21 protein-coding genes are annotated in these 16,104 nt (G+C 66.9%); 5 read left to right on the top strand and 16 right to left on the bottom strand.

From position 1 onward, the window contains the following. Positions 1-209: 209 nt before the first annotated feature. Positions 210-1,325 (bottom strand): alanine dehydrogenase, encoded by a 1,116-nt coding sequence (ald, locus tag VFY73_RS13295; RefSeq protein WP_329719441.1) that lies wholly within the window; start codon positions 1,323-1,325, stop codon positions 210-212. A 126-nt stretch (positions 1,326-1,451) separates the two neighbouring features. On the opposite strand from ald, the gene VFY73_RS13290 reads away from it, so the two are divergent. From VFY73_RS13290 to VFY73_RS13280, 3 genes are read left to right on the top strand one after another with little or no spacing between them, the layout of a single operon-like run. Continuing rightward, positions 1,452-2,441 carry a LysR family transcriptional regulator ArgP gene (locus tag VFY73_RS13290; RefSeq protein ID WP_329719439.1) on the top strand — a complete coding sequence of 330 codons (990 nt, stop codon included), beginning with the start codon at positions 1,452-1,454 and terminating at the stop codon, positions 2,439-2,441. Positions 2,442-2,449: 8 nt separating this feature from the next. Then, complete coding sequence (gene pth, locus VFY73_RS13285; protein WP_329719437.1) at positions 2,450-3,097, top strand: aminoacyl-tRNA hydrolase; 648 nt, start codon at positions 2,450-2,452, stop codon at positions 3,095-3,097. A 15-nt stretch (positions 3,098-3,112) separates the two neighbouring features. Next, positions 3,113-3,529 (top strand): hypothetical protein, encoded by a 417-nt coding sequence (locus VFY73_RS13280; RefSeq protein ID WP_329719435.1) that lies wholly within the window; start codon positions 3,113-3,115, stop codon positions 3,527-3,529. Positions 3,530-3,536: 7 nt separating this feature from the next. On the opposite strand, the gene VFY73_RS13275 is transcribed toward VFY73_RS13280, so the two are convergent. Genes VFY73_RS13275 through hisF form a run of 4 tightly spaced genes read right to left on the bottom strand, consistent with a single transcriptional unit; the run spans position 3,537 to position 5,769 of the window. Beyond that, complete coding sequence (locus VFY73_RS13275; RefSeq protein ID WP_329719433.1) at positions 3,537-3,839, bottom strand: YfhL family 4Fe-4S dicluster ferredoxin; 303 nt, start codon at positions 3,837-3,839, stop codon at positions 3,537-3,539. A gap of 18 nt (positions 3,840-3,857) precedes the next feature. After that, complete coding sequence (gene coaD / locus VFY73_RS13270) at positions 3,858-4,361, bottom strand: pantetheine-phosphate adenylyltransferase (protein WP_329719431.1); 504 nt, start codon at positions 4,359-4,361, stop codon at positions 3,858-3,860. 53 nt (positions 4,362-4,414) lie between these two features. Continuing rightward, positions 4,415-4,993: a 16S rRNA (guanine(966)-N(2))-methyltransferase RsmD gene (gene rsmD, locus VFY73_RS13265; protein ID WP_329719429.1), complete on the bottom strand. Its 579-nt coding sequence runs from the start codon at positions 4,991-4,993 to the stop codon at positions 4,415-4,417. After that, positions 4,990-5,769, bottom strand: coding sequence for an imidazole glycerol phosphate synthase subunit HisF (gene hisF, locus VFY73_RS13260; protein WP_329719427.1), 780 nt, complete (start codon positions 5,767-5,769; stop codon positions 4,990-4,992). Before hisF ends, rsmD begins: the two co-directional genes overlap by 4 nt. 164 nt (positions 5,770-5,933) lie before the next feature. On the opposite strand from hisF, the gene VFY73_RS13255 reads away from it, so the two are divergent. Together VFY73_RS13255 and VFY73_RS13250 are read left to right on the top strand one after the other, a co-directional pair. Then, the gene (locus VFY73_RS13255; RefSeq protein ID WP_329719425.1) at positions 5,934-6,512 is read left to right on the top strand and encodes a DJ-1/PfpI family protein; all 579 of its coding nucleotides are present in this window, start codon (positions 5,934-5,936) and stop codon (positions 6,510-6,512) included. A gap of 155 nt (positions 6,513-6,667) precedes the next feature. Next, complete coding sequence (locus VFY73_RS13250) at positions 6,668-7,048, top strand: ribbon-helix-helix domain-containing protein (protein ID WP_329719559.1); 381 nt, start codon at positions 6,668-6,670, stop codon at positions 7,046-7,048. Here the strand turns inward: VFY73_RS13250 and hisA are convergent. The 11 genes from hisA to VFY73_RS13195 all read right to left on the bottom strand — a co-directional run bounded on the left by hisA (position 7,045) and on the right by VFY73_RS13195 (position 16,098). Next, the gene (hisA, locus tag VFY73_RS13245) at positions 7,045-7,791 is read right to left on the bottom strand and encodes a 1-(5-phosphoribosyl)-5-[(5-phosphoribosylamino)methylideneamino]imidazole-4-carboxamide isomerase (RefSeq protein ID WP_329719423.1); all 747 of its coding nucleotides are present in this window, start codon (positions 7,789-7,791) and stop codon (positions 7,045-7,047) included. The genes VFY73_RS13250 and hisA overlap by 4 nt on opposite strands. 103 nt (positions 7,792-7,894) lie before the next feature. Beyond that, entirely contained in the window at positions 7,895-8,554 is a 660-nt protein-coding gene (hisH, locus tag VFY73_RS13240) for an imidazole glycerol phosphate synthase subunit HisH (RefSeq protein ID WP_329719421.1), read from the bottom strand. Next, complete coding sequence (gene hisB / locus VFY73_RS13235; protein ID WP_329719419.1) at positions 8,551-9,150, bottom strand: imidazoleglycerol-phosphate dehydratase HisB; 600 nt, start codon at positions 9,148-9,150, stop codon at positions 8,551-8,553. Before hisB ends, hisH begins: the two co-directional genes overlap by 4 nt. Continuing rightward, complete coding sequence (gene hisC, locus VFY73_RS13230; RefSeq protein ID WP_329719417.1) at positions 9,147-10,241, bottom strand: histidinol-phosphate transaminase; 1,095 nt, start codon at positions 10,239-10,241, stop codon at positions 9,147-9,149. The genes hisB and hisC overlap by 4 nt, the downstream gene beginning before the upstream one ends. 7 nt (positions 10,242-10,248) lie before the next feature. Then, the gene (locus tag VFY73_RS13225; protein ID WP_329719415.1) at positions 10,249-10,731 is read right to left on the bottom strand and encodes a PIN domain-containing protein; all 483 of its coding nucleotides are present in this window, start codon (positions 10,729-10,731) and stop codon (positions 10,249-10,251) included. After that, complete coding sequence (locus VFY73_RS13220; RefSeq protein WP_329719413.1) at positions 10,703-10,948, bottom strand: CopG family transcriptional regulator; 246 nt, start codon at positions 10,946-10,948, stop codon at positions 10,703-10,705. Before VFY73_RS13220 ends, VFY73_RS13225 begins: the two co-directional genes overlap by 29 nt. Positions 10,949-11,011: 63 nt before the next feature. After that, the gene (gene hisD / locus VFY73_RS13215; protein ID WP_329719411.1) at positions 11,012-12,328 is read right to left on the bottom strand and encodes a histidinol dehydrogenase; all 1,317 of its coding nucleotides are present in this window, start codon (positions 12,326-12,328) and stop codon (positions 11,012-11,014) included. Between the two features lie 17 nt (positions 12,329-12,345). After that, positions 12,346-13,653, bottom strand: a complete 1,308-nt coding sequence (locus VFY73_RS13210; RefSeq protein WP_329719409.1) for a putative Ig domain-containing protein — start codon at positions 13,651-13,653, stop codon at positions 12,346-12,348. A 124-nt stretch (positions 13,654-13,777) separates the two neighbouring features. Beyond that, a complete protein-coding gene (gene hisG / locus VFY73_RS13205; RefSeq protein ID WP_329719408.1) occupies positions 13,778-14,419 on the bottom strand; it encodes an ATP phosphoribosyltransferase in 642 nt (213 codons plus the stop codon). Then, on the bottom strand, positions 14,416-15,717 hold the full coding sequence (murA, locus tag VFY73_RS13200; protein ID WP_329719407.1) for a UDP-N-acetylglucosamine 1-carboxyvinyltransferase: 1,302 nt from the start codon (positions 15,715-15,717) through the stop codon (positions 14,416-14,418). The genes hisG and murA overlap by 4 nt, the downstream gene beginning before the upstream one ends. A 96-nt stretch (positions 15,718-15,813) precedes the next feature. Next, on the bottom strand, positions 15,814-16,098 hold the full coding sequence (locus VFY73_RS13195) for a BolA family protein (RefSeq protein ID WP_329719405.1): 285 nt from the start codon (positions 16,096-16,098) through the stop codon (positions 15,814-15,816). Positions 16,099-16,104: the final 6 nt, after the last annotated feature.

Raw genomic sequence — 16,104 nt, 5'->3', positions numbered from 1 at the left:
CGTGCTGCGTGCATGAAGCGCACAGCACGACGAACAAAGCAAAGCCCCGCCTCGGCGGGGCTTTTTGCTGGTCGCTGCGCCCACCTCGACGCGCCAGCGCGGGTCGATCAGCGCGGCATCAATGGAGAAGCGAACTGCGTGAAGCCTGAGCCTTCGAAGCCGAGGTTCATGCCCACGGCCACGCGCGCGATGTCACACCCTTTTTAAGGTCAGGCCAGCAAGCTCTCAGCCGACACGTAGGCGTAACCCAGGTCGCGTGCGACGGCTTCGTACGTGACCTTGCCGGCGGCGACGTTCAAGCCCGCCTTCAGGTGCGGGTTGTCTTTCATGGCTTGCTTCCAGCCCTTGTCGGCCAGGGCCAGGCCGTGGGCCAGCGTCGCGTTGTTCAGTGCGAAAGTCGAGGTGCGGGCCACCGCACCCGGCATGTTCGCGACGCAGTAGTGCACGACGTCGTCGATCACGTAGGTCGGCTCGGCATGGGTGGTCGCGCGCGAGGTCTCGAAACAGCCGCCCTGGTCGATCGCCACGTCGACCAGCACCGCGCCTTTCTTCATGCAGCGGACCATCGAGCGCGTCACCAGCTTCGGCGCGGCAGCGCCCGGCACCAGCACGCCGCCGATCACCAGGTCGGACTCGAGCACCTTCTCTTCCAGCGTCTGCGAATTCGAGAACAGGGTCTTCACGCGGTTGCCGAAGACCATGTCGATCTGGCGCAGGCGGTCGACGTTCTTGTCCAGCACGGTCACCCGTGCGCCCATGCCGATCGCCATCTGCATCGCATGCGTGCCGACCACGCCGGCACCGATCACCAGCACGTGGGCAGGCTCGACACCCGGCACGCCGCCGAGCAGCACGCCCATGCCGCCCTTGCTCTTCTCCAGGTGCGCCGCGCCCGCCTGGATGCTCATGCGGCCCGCGACCTCGCTCATCGGGGCCAGCAGCGGCAAGCCGCCACCGGGACCGGTGATGGTTTCGTAGGCGACACAGATCGCGCCCGACTTGACCAGCGCCGCGGTCTGCTCCGGATCCGGCGCCAGGTGCAGGTAGGTGTAGAGGATCTGGCCTTCGCGCAGCATCGCGCACTCTTGCGGCTGCGGCTCCTTGACCTTGACGATCATCTCGGCCTTGGCAAAGACCTCGGCGGCGTCCTTCAGCAGCACGGCACCCGAGGCGGCGTACTGTTCGTCGGCCAGGCCGATCGCGGCGCCGGCGCCGCTTTGCACAAAGACCTCGTGGCCGCGCGAGGTGAACTCGCGCACGCTGGCGGGCGTCAGGCCGACGCGGTATTCGTGGTTCTTGATTTCCTTGGGCAGGCCAATGCGCATGGGAGTCTCCGTACTGTGGTTTTTGGTGGAAGGCCCATGTTGTGCCCCGCCGGGCCAGCGGCCAAGGTGCATCGCCATCTCAGCGGCTACATTAGCCAGTCTGATGGAATCCATTAGCAACCGACGATGAACGCCCTGGACCCTGCCGGACTGGACTGCCTGGCGGCGCTGGCTGAAGCCGGCAGCTTCGAGCGGGCGGCCCAGCTGTTGTCGATCACCCAGTCGGCCGTCTCGCAACGCCTGCGCTCGTTGGAAGCCAGCGCCGGCCACTTGCTGGTCGTGCGGGCGCGGCCATTGCGCCTGACCGAGCCGGGCAAGGTGCTGCTGCGCTATGCGCGTCAGATGCAGGCACTGCGGGCCGATGCCGCGCGCGAGCTCGGCACCACGCTGGCACGCGACGAGCGCCTGCCGATTGCTGTGAACGCCGACAGCCTGGCCACCTGGGTGCTGCCGGCGCTGGACCCGCTGGTGCGGGCCGGCCAGCGTGACGGTTACGGTCTGGAGCTGATCGTCGATGACCAGGACTTCACGCACGACTGGTTGCGCCAGGGCGAGGTGCTGGGCTGCGTCAGCACCGTCGCGCAGGCGTTGCGCGGCTGCTCGTGCCAGGCGCTGGGTCACATGCGCTACGTGGCGGTCGCGAGCCCCGGTTTCATCGATCGGGCGATGCCGGACGGCCTGACGCCGCTGAACTTTCCACAACTGCCGTTCATCGTCTTCAACCGCAAGGACGACATGCAAGCACAGTGGGTGACCAAGGCCTTCGGTGTGCGCGCGCCCCGGCTGAAAGAACGCTTCGTGCCCAGCAGCGAGGCCGGCGCGCGCGCCGCGGCGATGGGCTGGGGTGTTGCGGTGCTGCCCGAATTGCTGGCGCGGTCCGACATCGCCAGCGGCGCTCTCCAGCCCTTGAAGCCCGAGATCACGATCGATGTGGCCCTGTATTGGCACCAGTGGAAGCTGAGCCTCGACGAACCACGCCCGGCCCCGCCCGCCGCCGGGAACCGCACGGTGACGCCAACCCACACCGGCTTGATGGAGCAGATCGGCCAAGCCGTGATCGCTGGCGCTCGTGCCGCGTTGGGCGCTGCCGCGCCCTCCCGAGCCCCGGCTCGATAATCCTGGCCATGATTCGTTTGATCGTCGGCCTTGGCAACCCGGGCGTGGAATACGAGGCCACTCGGCACAACGCCGGTTTCTGGTGGATGGATGCAGCGGCGCGGCAGCTCAAGGCCTCGCTGGCGCCCGACCGGGCCTACCACGGCCTGGTTGCCCGGGTGAACCGGTCGCCCGAGCACGGCGGCCCGCTGTGGTTGCTACAGCCGATGACCTACATGAACCTGTCGGGCAAGTCGGTCGCTCCGCTGGCACGCTTTTTCAAGATCGCGCCTGCCGAGATACTCGTCGTGCACGACGAGCTGGACCTGCTGCCCGGCCAGATGAAGCTCAAGCAAGCCGGCGGCAATGGCGGCCACAACGGGCTGAAGGACATCCAGGCGCAACTGGGCGCGGGCGACTTCTGGCGCCTGCGGCTGGGCATCGGCCACCCCGGCATCAAAGCCGAGGTCGCCAACTACGTGCTGCGCAAGCCGCCGGCCGACGAGCGCGACGCCATTGAGCGCAACATCGAAGATTCACTGAAAGTGCTGGATTTGATGTTGGCCGGCGAGATGGATCGAGCGATCATGAAGCTTCACGCCAAACCGGCGCGGCCCAAGCCGCCGCGCCCGCCCGAGGCCCCCGCGGCCACGCCGGGCGTCGATCCCCCCGCCTGAAGGAGCTCTCCCGCCATGTCCAACTTCGCCCGCTTCTGCCTGCTGGCCTTGGCGTGCGGAGCCGGCGTGGCCTGGGGCGGCAACCAAAAGGTTTACCGCTGCGGCCAGACCTATCAGCAGGTGCCATGCGCGACGGACACGGCCGGCCAGGCGGTCGACGCCGAGGACCCGCGCAACGCTGAACAGCGCAAGGATGCTCGTGTCTCAGCGGCCGCCGACAAGCGCCAGGCGAAGACACTGGCGACTGAACGGGTGCAACGCGAAAAGGCGATCCAGCCCCAGCAGGCACCGTTGGTCATTGGCCAGAAGCCGGCCGAACCTGCCGCGAGTGTGCCGACACCAGGTGCCAACCAGTCGCATTCGAAGAAGCGCAAGAACAAGGCGCCAGAGCCCGATCGTTACGTGGCACCACCGCCGACCCACAAGCGTTGACGACGGCTCACGCTTCTGGCGTCAACGGCCCGGCTGCGCGGGCCCGGGACTCTTCCTCGCGCTTTTCGGCCATCAGCGCGTGGTACTTGCGCTGCAGCTGTTCGCGCGTTTCGACGACTTCCGGGTTCAGCGGAATGCATTCGACCGGGCAAACCTGCACACATTGCGGCTCGGGAAAGTGGCCAACGCACTCGGTGCAGCGCTTGGGGTCGATGACGTAGTACTCGTCACCCATCGAAATCGCGTCGTTCGGGCACTCGGGCTCGCAGACGTCGCAATTGATGCATTGGTCGGTGATCATCAGGGCCATGGTGGCGCCTTCTTTACTCTATTCGCGCGGCTGGGCCACGCGTTCTCGCAATCGGTCGAGTACCGAGGGTGACACGAATTTGGAGACATCACCGCCGAGCATGGCAATCTCGCGCACAAAAGTACCGCTGACGAACTGGTACTGGTCGCTGGGCGTCAGGAACAGCGTCTCGACATCCGGCATCAGCTGGCGGTTCATGCCGGCCATCTGGAACTCGTACTCGAAGTCACTGACCGCGCGCAGACCCCGTATGACGACCCGGCCGCCGTTTTGCACCACGAAATCGCTCAGCAGGCCGCGGAACGCGATCACCTCGACGTTGCCGCAGGGTTTGGCCAGCTCGGTGGCGATGTCCAGCCGTTCGGCGATCGTGAACATCGTGCGCTTGTGGTGGCCGGCGGCGACCGCAACGATCAGCCGGTCGAACAGGCGGCTGGCCCGCCGCATCAGGTCTTCATGGCCGAGCGTCATGGGGTCGAACGTGCCCGGGTAGACGGCGGTGAGCGGCTGCGAGGTGGTCATCGTCGGGCCCTTGCGGTGGAATGGCGTGGCGTCGGCTCGGCCAGTGTAGGGGTTCAGGCCGGTTCGGTCGGGCTGGGCGCCTGGAACAGGGCGTAATGCACCGCGCCCGCGCGGCCGCTGCGGTACGGTTGCAGCCCAGCGGGCATTTCGGTAGGTGGCGCTTCGCCTGCTTCCAGGTAGACCCACCCGCCCGGCACGACAGCGCGGGCCGCGGCGGCCAGCGCCGCTGCGCCCAGGCCCGCGCCGAACGGTGGATCCAGCAGCACCAACTCATAGCGGGCAAGGCTCCCGCGCAAGACGCTCATCCCATCGCCGCGCTGTGCACGCAGGTTCGTGGCCTTCAGCCGTTCGCGTGAGGCGTTGAGCAGGCGCACGAGTTCGCCGTCCTGTTCGACCAGCAGCACCTCTGCCGCGCCACGCGAAGCGGCCTCGAAGCCCAGTGCGCCGGAGCCGGCAAATACGTCGAGCACACGCCAGCCGCTCAGATCCTGGCCGAGCCAGTTGAACAAGGTTTCGCGCACCCGATCCGGCGTCGGCCGCAGGCCAGGCTTGTCGGCCACCGGCAGCAGGCTGCGGCGCCACTGGCCGCCGATGATGCGGACTTCGTGGCGCCGGGGGCCGGTGGCCTTCACTGACGCACCGGCACGCCGGCCTGCGCCATCAGTGCCTTGGCCTGACCGACCGTGAACTCGCCGTAGTGGAAGATGCTGGCGGCCAGCACCGCGTCGGCACCGCCGATCTTGATGCCGTCGATCAGATGCTGCAGGTTGCCGACACCGCCCGAGGCGATCACCGGTACTGTCACCGCGTCGCTGACGGCGCGGGTCAGCTCGAGGTCGAAGCCGCTCTTGGTGCCGTCGCGGTCCATGCTGGTCAGCAAGATCTCGCCGGCGCCGTGCTCGGCCATTTGCCGGGCCCAGGCCACCGCGTCGAGGCCGACATTCTTGCGGCCACCGTGGGTGTAGACATCCCAGCCTGGGCCACGCGCGGCCAGGTCATCGCCATGGCGGCGCTTGGCGTCGATCGCCACGACGATGGCCTGGGCGCCGTATTTCTCCGACGCATCGCGGATGACCTGCGGGTTCGCCACCGCCGCCGAATTGAAACTGACCTTGTCGGCGCCGGCGTTGAGCAGTCGGCGCACGTCTTCGACTGTGCGCACGCCACCGCCGACTGTCAGCGGGATGAAGACCTGCGAGGCCACCGCCTCGATGATGTGCAGGATGAGGTCGCGGCCGTCGCTGGTGGCGGTGATGTCGAGAAAGGTCAGCTCGTCGGCGCCCTGCTCGTTGTAGCGCGCTGCGATCTCGACCGGGTCGCCGGCATCACGCAGCTCGACGAAGTTGACGCCCTTGACGACGCGGCCGCCGGTGACATCGAGGCAGGGAATGATGCGTTTGGCGAGCATGGCGGGGCGGTGCGCAGGCAGTGGAACGACGGGCCCCGATTGTCGCAGCCCGACACCCGCAAACCGGGTCACAGCCGGCTGTTACCACGGTCGTGCGCTCGCTCACCAAAATGGTTCACCCCCGGCGCACGGCTGCGCCGGGGCCCACTTCAAGGAGAGCATCGATGGCAAAGAAGATCCTGATGTTGTGCGGCGACTATGGTGAAGACTACGAGACCATAGTGCCGTTCCAGGCGCTGCTGGCGGTCGGCCACGAGGTGCATGCCGTGGCGCCCGACAAGCAGGCCGGCGACTTCATCCACACGGCGATCCACGATTTCGAAGGTGCGCAGACCTACAGCGAAAAGCCGGGCCACCGCTTCACGCTCAACGCGAGCTTTGCCGACGTCAAACCCGAGACCTACGACGCGCTGGTGATCCCCGGCGGCCGTGCGCCCGAGTACCTGCGCATGAACAGTCGCGTGGTCGAGATCACCCGCCACTTCCTGCAGGCCGACAAGCCGGTGGCCGCGGTCTGCCACGGTGCGCAGTTGCTGGCCGCGACCGGGCTGATCAAGGGCCGGCGCATATCGGCCTACCCAGCCTGTCAGGTCGAGGTCGAGTTGGCCGGCGCCGAGTACTGCGGCATCGCCATCGACGCGGCAGTGACCGACGGCAAGCTCGTCACCGCACCGGCCTGGCCGGCACACCCGGCGTGGATCCGCCAGTTTTTGGCCGTGCTGGGCACCCGCATCGAGGCTTGAGCTGTTGCGCTGGTAAACCTACAGTCCCACCATCGTCGCGGCGCTCCGCAGGAGCCGCCGCCCATCAAGTGGCGTGCGCAGATCCGGCTTCGCCGGTCTGCTGCGCGAGCCCCCTCGGGGGGCAGCCCGCCGGAGCGGGCGTGGGGGCAAACATCTTGTGCGAGATCTTCATCAGCGCCGACCCGACCAGCTACGAGGGCCGGACCCGCTCGGTGCGGCTGCACGGCGTGGTCACCAGCATCCGGCTGGAAAACCTGTTCTGGGCGGTGCTGGAAGAGATCGCCGAGCGTGACGGCCTGAGCGTCGTTCAGCTGATCGAACGGCTGTACGACGAGTTGGTGGTGGCACGCGGAGAGGTCGGCAACTTCGCGTCGTTCCTGCGCGTCACCGCGCTTCGCTACGAGGCGCTGCTGGCCGCGCAGCGCATCCCGGCGGATCGCAGCGTACCGATCCGCTCGCTTGATGCGAAGGTGGTGCTGCACGAGCTGCCACCCGGCTGGGGCGGCCGCGCTTCGGCAGGCCCGCAAGCGGCTTAGCCGGCCTCGGCCAGCTCGTCGGCGCGAACCTGCGCGGCGGCGAAATCGAGTGCGCCGGTGTAGATCGAGCGGCCGCAGATCACCCCCTCGATGCCCTCGCCCTCGACCGCGCACAGCGCTTCGATGTCGGCGATGCTGGACAGCCCGCCCGATGCGAAGACCGGGATCGTCAAGGCCTGCGCCAGCTTCACCGTCGCGTCGATGTTCAGGCCCGTCAACATGCCGTCACGGCCGATGTCGGTGTAGATCACGCCTTCGACGCCGTAGTCCTCGAACTTCTTCGCCAGGTCGATCACCTCGTGGCCGGTGAGCTTGCTCCAGCCGTCGGTGGCGACCTTGCCGTCTTTCGCATCGAGCCCAACGATGATGTGGCCGCCGAAGGCCGTGCAGGCGTCTTGCAAAAAGCCAGGATTCTTGACCGCGGCAGTGCCGATGATCACGTAGCTGAGACCGTCGTCGAGGTAGCGCTCGATCGTGTCGAGGTCGCGGATACCGCCGCCCAGTTGCACGGGGATCTCGTCACCCACGGCCTTCAGGATGGCCTTGATCGCCGGCTCGTTGACCGGTTTGCCGGCGAAGGCGCCGTTGAGGTCCACCAGGTGCAGTCGACGCGCGCCGGCATCGACCCATCGACGCGCCATCGCGGCCGGGTCCTCACTGAAGGTGGTGGAGATCTGCATGTCGCCTTGTTGCAGGCGAACGCAATGACCGTCTTTCAAATCGATCGCGGGGATCAGCAGCATGGCCAGCCGGGCAAGTGGACGAGAGTGGAGGGGCGCAGCGGTAAGAAGGCGGCGTCAGCGCATCAGGGACGGCAACCGGCGGGCAGCCGACGAGGCAGGCGAATCACGGTTTCCAGTTGAGGAAGTTGCGATACAGCGCCAAGCCATGTGCAGCGCTCTTCTCGGGGTGAAACTGCGTCGCGAAAATGTTATCCCGCGCCACCGCGCAGGTAAAGCGCAGGCCGTATTCGGTGGTTCCCGCGGTGTGGCGCTCGTCCGACGGCTGGGTGTAGTAGCTGTGCACAAAATAGAAGAAGGACTCGTCGGGCACGCCCGCCCAGATCGGGTGCACGGCAGCGCCCTGGCGGACCTGGCGAACCTCGTTCCAGCCCATCTGTGGCACTTTGAAACGGCTGCCGTCGGGTTGCAACTGGCCTTCGAGCTGAAAACGTTTCACCTGACCGCCAATGAGGCCCAGACAAGGCGTGTCCTGCTCTTCCGAGTGGTCCAGCAGCATCTGCATGCCGACGCAAACGCCCATCAGCGGCTTGTTCGCCGCCGCTTCGAGCACTGCCTCTTTCAGGCCGGAGTCGTGCAGCTCGCGCATGCAGTCGCGGATGCCGCCTTGGCCAGGCAGCACGATGCGCTCGGCGGCCCGCACCTCGTCTGGCTGCGCGGTGACGACCACCTCGACACCCTCGCCGGCGGCCACATGGATCACCGCCTGCGACACCGAACGCAGGTTGCCCATGCCGTAATCGACGACAGCCACAGTCCGGCTCACAGGCTGCCTTTCGTCGACGGGATGACGCCTGCCGAGCGCGGATCGAGCGTCATCGCCATCCGCAGCGCGCGGCCGAAGGCCTTGAAGATCGTCTCGCACTGATGGTGTGCGTTGTGGCCCTTCAGGTTGTCGATGTGCAGGCTGACCAGCGCATGGTTCGAGAAGCCCTGGAAGAACTCGTAGGCCAACTGGGTGTCGAACGCCCCGACCATGCCGGACTTGAAGTCGACCGCCATCTCCAGCCCCGGGCGGCCCGAGAAATCGACCACCACGCGCGACAGCGCCTCGTCCAGCGGCACATACGAGTGCCCGTAGCGCGTCAGGCCCTTCTTGTCACCTACCGCCTTGGCCACCGCCATGCCCAGCGTGATGCCGACGTCTTCGACCGTGTGGTGGCCGTCGATGTGCAGGTCGCCCTTCGCATCGATCTCCAGGTCGATCAGGCCATGGCGGGCGATCTGATCCAGCATGTGGTCGAAGAAGCCGATGCCAGTGGAAAGCACGGCCTGGCCGGTGCCGTCGATGTTGACGCGCACCCGGATCTGGGTTTCCTTGGTGTCGCGCTGGACTTCGGCGATGCGGGGTTCGATGGTCATTGACTCAACTCTTCCAAGGCACCGCGCAACGCGGCCAGGGTCTGCGGGTTCTCTTCGGGTGTGCCGATGGTGATGCGCAGGCAGTTCGCGAGCAAGGGGTGCAGGCCGGATACGTTCTTCACCAGCACACCGCGGGCCTTCATGCCGGCGAACAGCTGCTTCGCGTCGGGTACCCGCACGAGGATCATGTTGGCTTCGCTCGGGAAGGGCTGCACGCCCGGCAGCGCCGCCAGCGCGTCAAACAGCTTCGCGCGCTCGGCACGGATCGTCTCCGCCTGGCGAGCGTACTCGTCGACATGCTCCAGTGCGAACAGCGCCGCCTCGCAGTTCAGCACGCTGACGTTGAACGGCGGGCGCAGCTTGTCGATCTCGCGGATCAGCGCGGCGCGTCCCATCATGTAGCCGATGCGCACGCCGGCCAGGCCGAACTTGCTCATCGTGCGCATCAGCAGCACATGCTCGTGGCGCTTCAGGCGCTCCAGTGAATCACGCGATGCGAACGGCTGGTAGGCCTCGTCCATCACCACCAGGCCGGACGCGGCCTCGATGATCGCGTCGATGATGCCGTCGTCCCACAGGTTGGCGGTCGGATTGTTCGGGTAGGCCAGGTAGATGATGGCCGGCTGGTGCTCGCGGATCGCGGCCAACATCGCCGGGCCATCGAGCTCGAAGTCGGCGGTGGTCGGCACGCCCACAAACTTCAGCCCCTGGTGCCTGGCCGCGATCTCGTACATCACGAAGCCGGGCAGCGGCGCCAGTACCACGTTGCCGGGCACATCGGCCGCGAGCGTCAGCAGGCTGATCAGCTCGTCGGAGCCGTTGCCGAGCATGATGTCGCAACCGTCAGGCATCTGCGCGTGCCGGGCGAGTGCCTGGCGGAGCACGTTGCCGCGCTCGGCCGGGTAGCGGTTCAGCGCCACCTCGGCCAGGCGCTCGCCCAGTTGCCGGCGCAGCTCGGGCGACAGGCGAAACGGGTTCTCCATCGTGTCGACCTTGACCAGGCCGGCGCTGGGCTGCACGGCATAACCATGCATGCCTTGCACGTCGGCACGAAGGTAACGGGCCATGCGGTCGGACAAGGGTGTGCTCATGGCGGGCTCATCGCGTGGTGGGGGTCGTGACGGCCGGGCCGGGTGCTTCGAGCACCTCGGGGCCGACGAGAAAGGGGTTGAGGATCTGCACGCTGTCGATCTGCTGGCCGTGCGGCAGGCCTTCGGTCAGCACGTAGCGGCAGCCCTGGTGCTGGGCGGCAGCGACGATCAGCGCATCCCACCAGTTCACCTGGAAGCGGGCTTCGATCGCCCAGGCGGTTTCGACCGTCTGGTGGTCGATCTGCCAGGGCCTCCAATGCTGATAGCGCCGCACCTCGGCCCGGGCATCGCCCTGCTGCATCGGTGGCTCCAGCTGCTGCGTGGCGTTCGCGTAGTACTCGGTCAGCACCTGGCTCGACAAGCGGCCGCAGCGACTGGTCCACAGCACCTTTAGCCACTCGCGTGCACGCAGGTGCTTGGCGGGGTCTGCACCATCGTCCGCACAAAGCAAGACGCCAGCGTCAACGAAGACGTTCGAGCCGCTCGCCATAGGTTTCTTCGCGCTTTGGGTAGGGCGAACCATCCGAGGTGAACAAGGCCGGCCGCTGCAGCCACTCGTTCATCGCCCGCTCGTAGGCATCGTCGTGCCGCATCTTCTCGGACAGCATCTCGCCAATGAGGCGAGAAACGCTGGTGTTGCGGCGCGCGGCTTCCAGCCTCGCCCATTCGGCGACGCTGTCTTCCATCGTGACGGTGACGTTTTTCATGCGGACGACCAACAGCTACACGAGATTCGTGTTGCACGATTTTCGTGTTGCACGAAGTTCGTGTCAACGCCTCATGCGCATTTCGGCGGCTCGCGCGTGGGCCTGGAGGCCCTCACCATAGGCCAATTCAGCGGCGATCGCCCCCAGCTTGTTGGCGCCCACTTCGCTCACTTCAATCAGGCTGCTGCGTTTCTGGAAGTCGTAGACGCCCAGCGGCGACGAGAAGCGCGCGGTGCCCGAGGTCGGCAGCACGTGGTTCGGCCCGGCGCAGTAGTCGCCCAGGCTTTCGCTCGTGTAGGCGCCGAGGAAGATCGCGCCGGCGTGCTTCAACTTCGGCTCCCAGCGATGCGGGTCCGATGAAGAGACTTCCAGGTGCTCGGGCGCGATGCGGTTGCTGATGTCGCAGGCTTCGTCCATCGAGCGGGTCAGCACGAGCGCGCCGCGGCCTTCGAGCGACGCGCGGATCACGTCGCGGCGCGGCATCTCGGGCAGCAGGCGTTCGATCGCCTCGCTCACTTTCGCAATGTAAGCCGCGTCTGGGCACAGCATGATGGATTGCGCCAATTCGTCGTGTTCGGCCTGGCTGAACAGGTCCATCGCGACCCAGTCCGGCGGCGTCGTGCCATCGGCCAGCACCAGGATCTCGCTCGGGCCCGCGATCATGTCGATGCCGACCTGGCCGAACACGCGGCGCTTGGCGCTGGCGACATAGGCGTTGCCGGGGCCGGTGATCTTGTCGACGCCGGGAATCGTGGCGGTACCGTAGGCCAGGGCCGCCACGGCCTGCGCGCCGCCGATCGTGAAGACGCGGTGCACGCCGGCGACATACGCGGCGGCCAGCACCAGCGCGTTCTTTTCGCCGCGAGGCGTCGGCACGACCATGATGATCTCGCCGACCCCCGCCACATGGGCCGGGATCGCGCTCATCAGCACCGACGACGGGTAGGCCGCCTTGCCGCCCGGCACATAGATGCCCACGCGATCCAGCGGCGTGACCTTCTGACCCAGCAGCGTGCCGTCTTCGTCGCGGTAGCTCCAGCCGCGGCCACAGGCCTCGAGCTGGCGCTCGTGGTAGCTGCGCACCCGCGCCGCCGCGGCTTCGAGCGCGTTGCGCTGAGCCGGCGTGATCGCGCCGAACGCCGTCTTCAGCTCGTCGCGCGTCAGCTCCAGCGCGCCAACCGATTCGGCCTGCACATGATCGAAACGCGCGGTGTATTCGAGCACCGCCGCATCGCCACGCGAGCGCACGTCGGCCAGGATCGCCGCCACCCGATCCTCGATGGCCCCGTCCGTTTCAGCCGACCAATGTCGCAGCCGTTCGAATTCGACTTCGAACTGCGGATCGTTGGTCTGGAGCTGATGAAGGCGGACGGTGGACATCGAAGTGCTGCCTGAGGTCAGGGTTGGCTGGTGTAGAGCTTGTCGCCGTAGGCCACGTGCAGGCGCCCGTTCTGGAACACCGCGCCAGGCAGCGGCGTGCCTTCGAGGAAGGCGTTGCTACGCGGCTGGAAATCCCAGTGATCGAGGTCGGCGGTGGAGGCAATCGTCGCAACGGAGCTCCACCAATGCCCATTTCCGGCCACGAACAGACGCCCGTCCTTCACCGCACACTGGCCGACGCCGCCATTGAGCGTCGTCACCGGGCTGCCGGTCATCCCGGCCACGGTGTGCTCTTGCCAGGTCACCCCCGCATCGTCCGATGACCAGATCTTGGTTTCCGGATTGATGCCCGTGCCATAGGCGTCGCCAGCGGTCACGACCACCGCCTTGTTCCCGAACTCGACGCCGCACGTGGGAGTGGTGACGTTGTCGCCGAATGGCATCTCCGCGACCTTCGCCCAGCTTTGCCCATCATCGTCCGAACGCCAGAGGCTTCCGTAGATCTGGACGAACAGATGGCCGGAGGCCGAGAACATCAGCTGCAGATCGAGCGTGTCGAAGGGCACATGCGCGGTCCGCTGCTGCCAGGTGCTGCCGTCGAACATCCAGACATCGTCGAAACGATCACCATCCGCGCCGCCGCCGCCGATGACATAGAGGTGGCCTCGACCGTCGTCGGCGGTCAGGAAGTTCAAGCGGGCCGGTGGCGCTGTCGGTGGCGTGTCGGTGGTCCAGGTGGCACCGCCATCGGTGCTGCGCGTCGTCGTGACGGAAGAAGTACCGCCGGACGTCAGCACCAGCGCATCGCCGATCACGTTCAACGCGTCCGCATCGATCGGCGTCGCATGGCCACCGGTGCTGTCGTCCCAGCCCTGCCAGGCGGAAGCCGCCGGATTGCGGATCTGCCAATCCAGCACCAACGACTTCTGAATCAGCGATCCCTTCGCGGAGATCGACAGGTCGTAGGCGCCGGCCGAGGTGGGCGTGCCTGAGATTTCGCCGGTGGTCGAATTCAGAGCCAGACCAGGAGGCAGGCTGCCCGATCCGAGCGCGAAAGTCGCCCCTTTCAGACAGGCTTGAGGCGCCCCGCTCAACGAGGCGGCGCCCGTGGTCTTGGTGTGGCCCAGGTCCGCTTCGGCCAACTGTCCGCCGAGCCTATCGAAAGTGATCAGCGTCTCGTACTGCAAGGTGGCGCCGGCGCAATCCTCCGCCGTCACTTCATCGCCGTCACCACCGCAGCCGACGAGCAAGACCGCCGCCATAGAGCAGGCCGCGGCAAGGCAGTCCATGCGCCCACGTCCTCGAAAAATCTTCTTGATGATCATCGCGATTCAGTCCTCCTGATTGGGTTACAGCGAAGTGAACCACTCCAGCCTCGAGCGAGTCATCATGTTCGCCCTCGGACAGCCCCATTGCAAGCGCAGAAAGCTAACTTAACATTCCAGCGGCTCAGGGCTGCGGCCTTGCCGCGGCGAAGGCGTCGATCAGCGGCCGCAGCACGTCGCGCTTCAGCTTCAGCGCCGCCTGGTTGACGACCAGGCGCGACGAGATGTCCATGATGTGCTCGACCTCGACCAGGTGGTTGGCCTTCAAGGTCGAGCCGGTCGACACCAGGTCGACGATCGCATCGGCCAGCCCGGTCAGCGGCGCCAGCTCCATCGAGCCATAGAGCTTGATCAGGTCGACGTGCACGCCCTTGTCGGCAAAGTGCTGGCGCGCCATCGTCGTGTATTTGGTCGCGACGCGGATGCGCGAGCCCTGCTTCACGGCTGCGGCGTAGTCGAAGTCGTCGCGCACCGCGACACTCAGGCGGCATTTGGCAATGTTCAGGTCGAGCGGCTGGTACAGGCCCTCGCCACCGTGCTCGAGCAGGATGTCCTTGCCAGCCACACCGAGGTCGGCGCCACCGTACTGCACATAGGTCGGCACATCGGTCGCGCGAACCAGCACCACCCGCACATCGGCACGGTTGGTCGGCAGGATCAGCTTGCGGCTCTTCTCAGGGTCTTCGCTGACGGTGATGCCGGCGGCAGCCAGCAGCGGCAGCGTCTCTTCGAAGATCCTGCCTTTGGACAGCGCCAGCGTGATCATGAGCCGACCCGTTCGCTGACACGTTCAATATCGGCGCCGATCGAGCGCAGCTTGGCTTCCATCCGGTCGTAGCCGCGGTCCAGGTGGTAGATGCGGTCGACGGTCGTCGTGCCGTCGGCCACGAGGCCGGCGATCACCAGGCTGGCCGAGGCGCGCAGGTCGGTCGCCATCACCGTGGCGCCCGACAGGCGCGGCACGCCGGTCACCATCGCCGAGTGGCCGTCGACCTCGATCTTGGCGCCCAGGCGGATCAGCTCGTTGACGTGCATGAAGCGGTTCTCGAAGATCGTCTCGCTGATCTTCGCGGCACCTTCGGCAATGCAGTTGACGGCCATGAACTGGGCCTGCATGTCGGTCGGGAATGCCGGGTACTCACTGGTGCGGAAACTCACCGCCTTCGGGCGGGCGTCGGCCTGCACGCGGATCCAGTCGTCTTCCGCCGTGATCGTGACACCGGCTTCGCGCAGCTTGTCGATCACCGCATCGAGGTGGCGCGCATTGGCCTGGCGCAGCGTCACGTCGCCGCCGGCCGCCGCCACCGCGCAGAGGAACGTGCCGGTCTCGATGCGGTCGGGAATGATGCGATGGCCACCCTTGGGCGCATGCAGCTGGTCGACACCCTGGATCACGATGCGGTGCGTGCCGTGGCCTTCGATCCTCGCGCCCATCGCGATCAGCAGCTCGGCGAGATCGGGGATCTCGGGCTCCTGCGCGGCGTTTTCCAGCACCGTCTCGCCCTCGGCCAGCACGGCGGCCATCATCAGGTTCTCGGTGCCAGTCACCGTGACCATGTCGGTCGTGATACGTGCGCCGCGCAGCCGGCGCTGACCGGCGGCGTTCAGCGGCGCCTGGGCCTGGATGTAGCCGTGCTCGACGGTGATTTCGGCGCCCATCGCCTGCAGGCCCTTGATGTGCTGGTCGACCGGGCGCGAGCCGATGGCGCAGCCGCCGGGCAGCGACACGGTCGCCGTGCCAAAGCGCGCCAGCAGCGGGCCCAGCACCAGGATAGACGCGCGCATCGTCTTGACCAGCTCGTAAGGCGCCTTGGTGCTGGTGATCTGGCTCGCATCCAGCGTCACCGTGTTCGGCTCGGCGTCGCTGCGCTCGACCTGCACGCCCAGGTGGCGCAACAGCTTCAGCGTCGTCGCCACGTCTTGCAGCTTGGGCACGTTGCGCAGCGTCGCGGCGTCGGCCGTCAGCAGCGCGGCACAGAGCTCGGGCAGCGCGGCGTTCTTGGCGCCAGAGATCGTCAGCTCGCCGGTCAGACGGCGGCCGCCGCGAATCAGAAGTTTGTCCATGGGGTCGGGGGTGCGATGGGCGTGAGAGCAGGAAAGCGCGCGACGGAGCCCCGGGCGGCGGCCGCGCGCATCACGCCGGCCGCCCGAGCGGGATCGTCAATGATGCGGCGTGGTCGCGCCGGTGGGGGCGGAATTCGCCTGTTCGACGGCCCATTCGGCCGGCGTCAGCGTCTTCATCGACAGCGCGTGGATCTCTTCGCGCATGCGCTCGCCGAGCGCGGCGTACACGCGCTGGTGGCGGCGCACGCGGGGCAGGCCATCGAACTCGGTCGAGACGATGGTGGCGAAGAAATGTCGGCCGTCGCCCTCGACTTCCAGATGCTCGCAGCCGAGACCGGCGGCGATGTAGTCACGAACCTGGGCGGGGGTGGGGGCCGACATAGTGCT

This window comes from Ideonella sp., assembly GCF_036277275.1.
Classification (GTDB): Bacteria; Pseudomonadota; Gammaproteobacteria; order Burkholderiales; family Burkholderiaceae_C; genus Ideonella.
The sequence above is the reverse complement of the archived record's forward strand: the minus strand, read 5'-3'. Positions and strand labels throughout refer to the sequence as shown.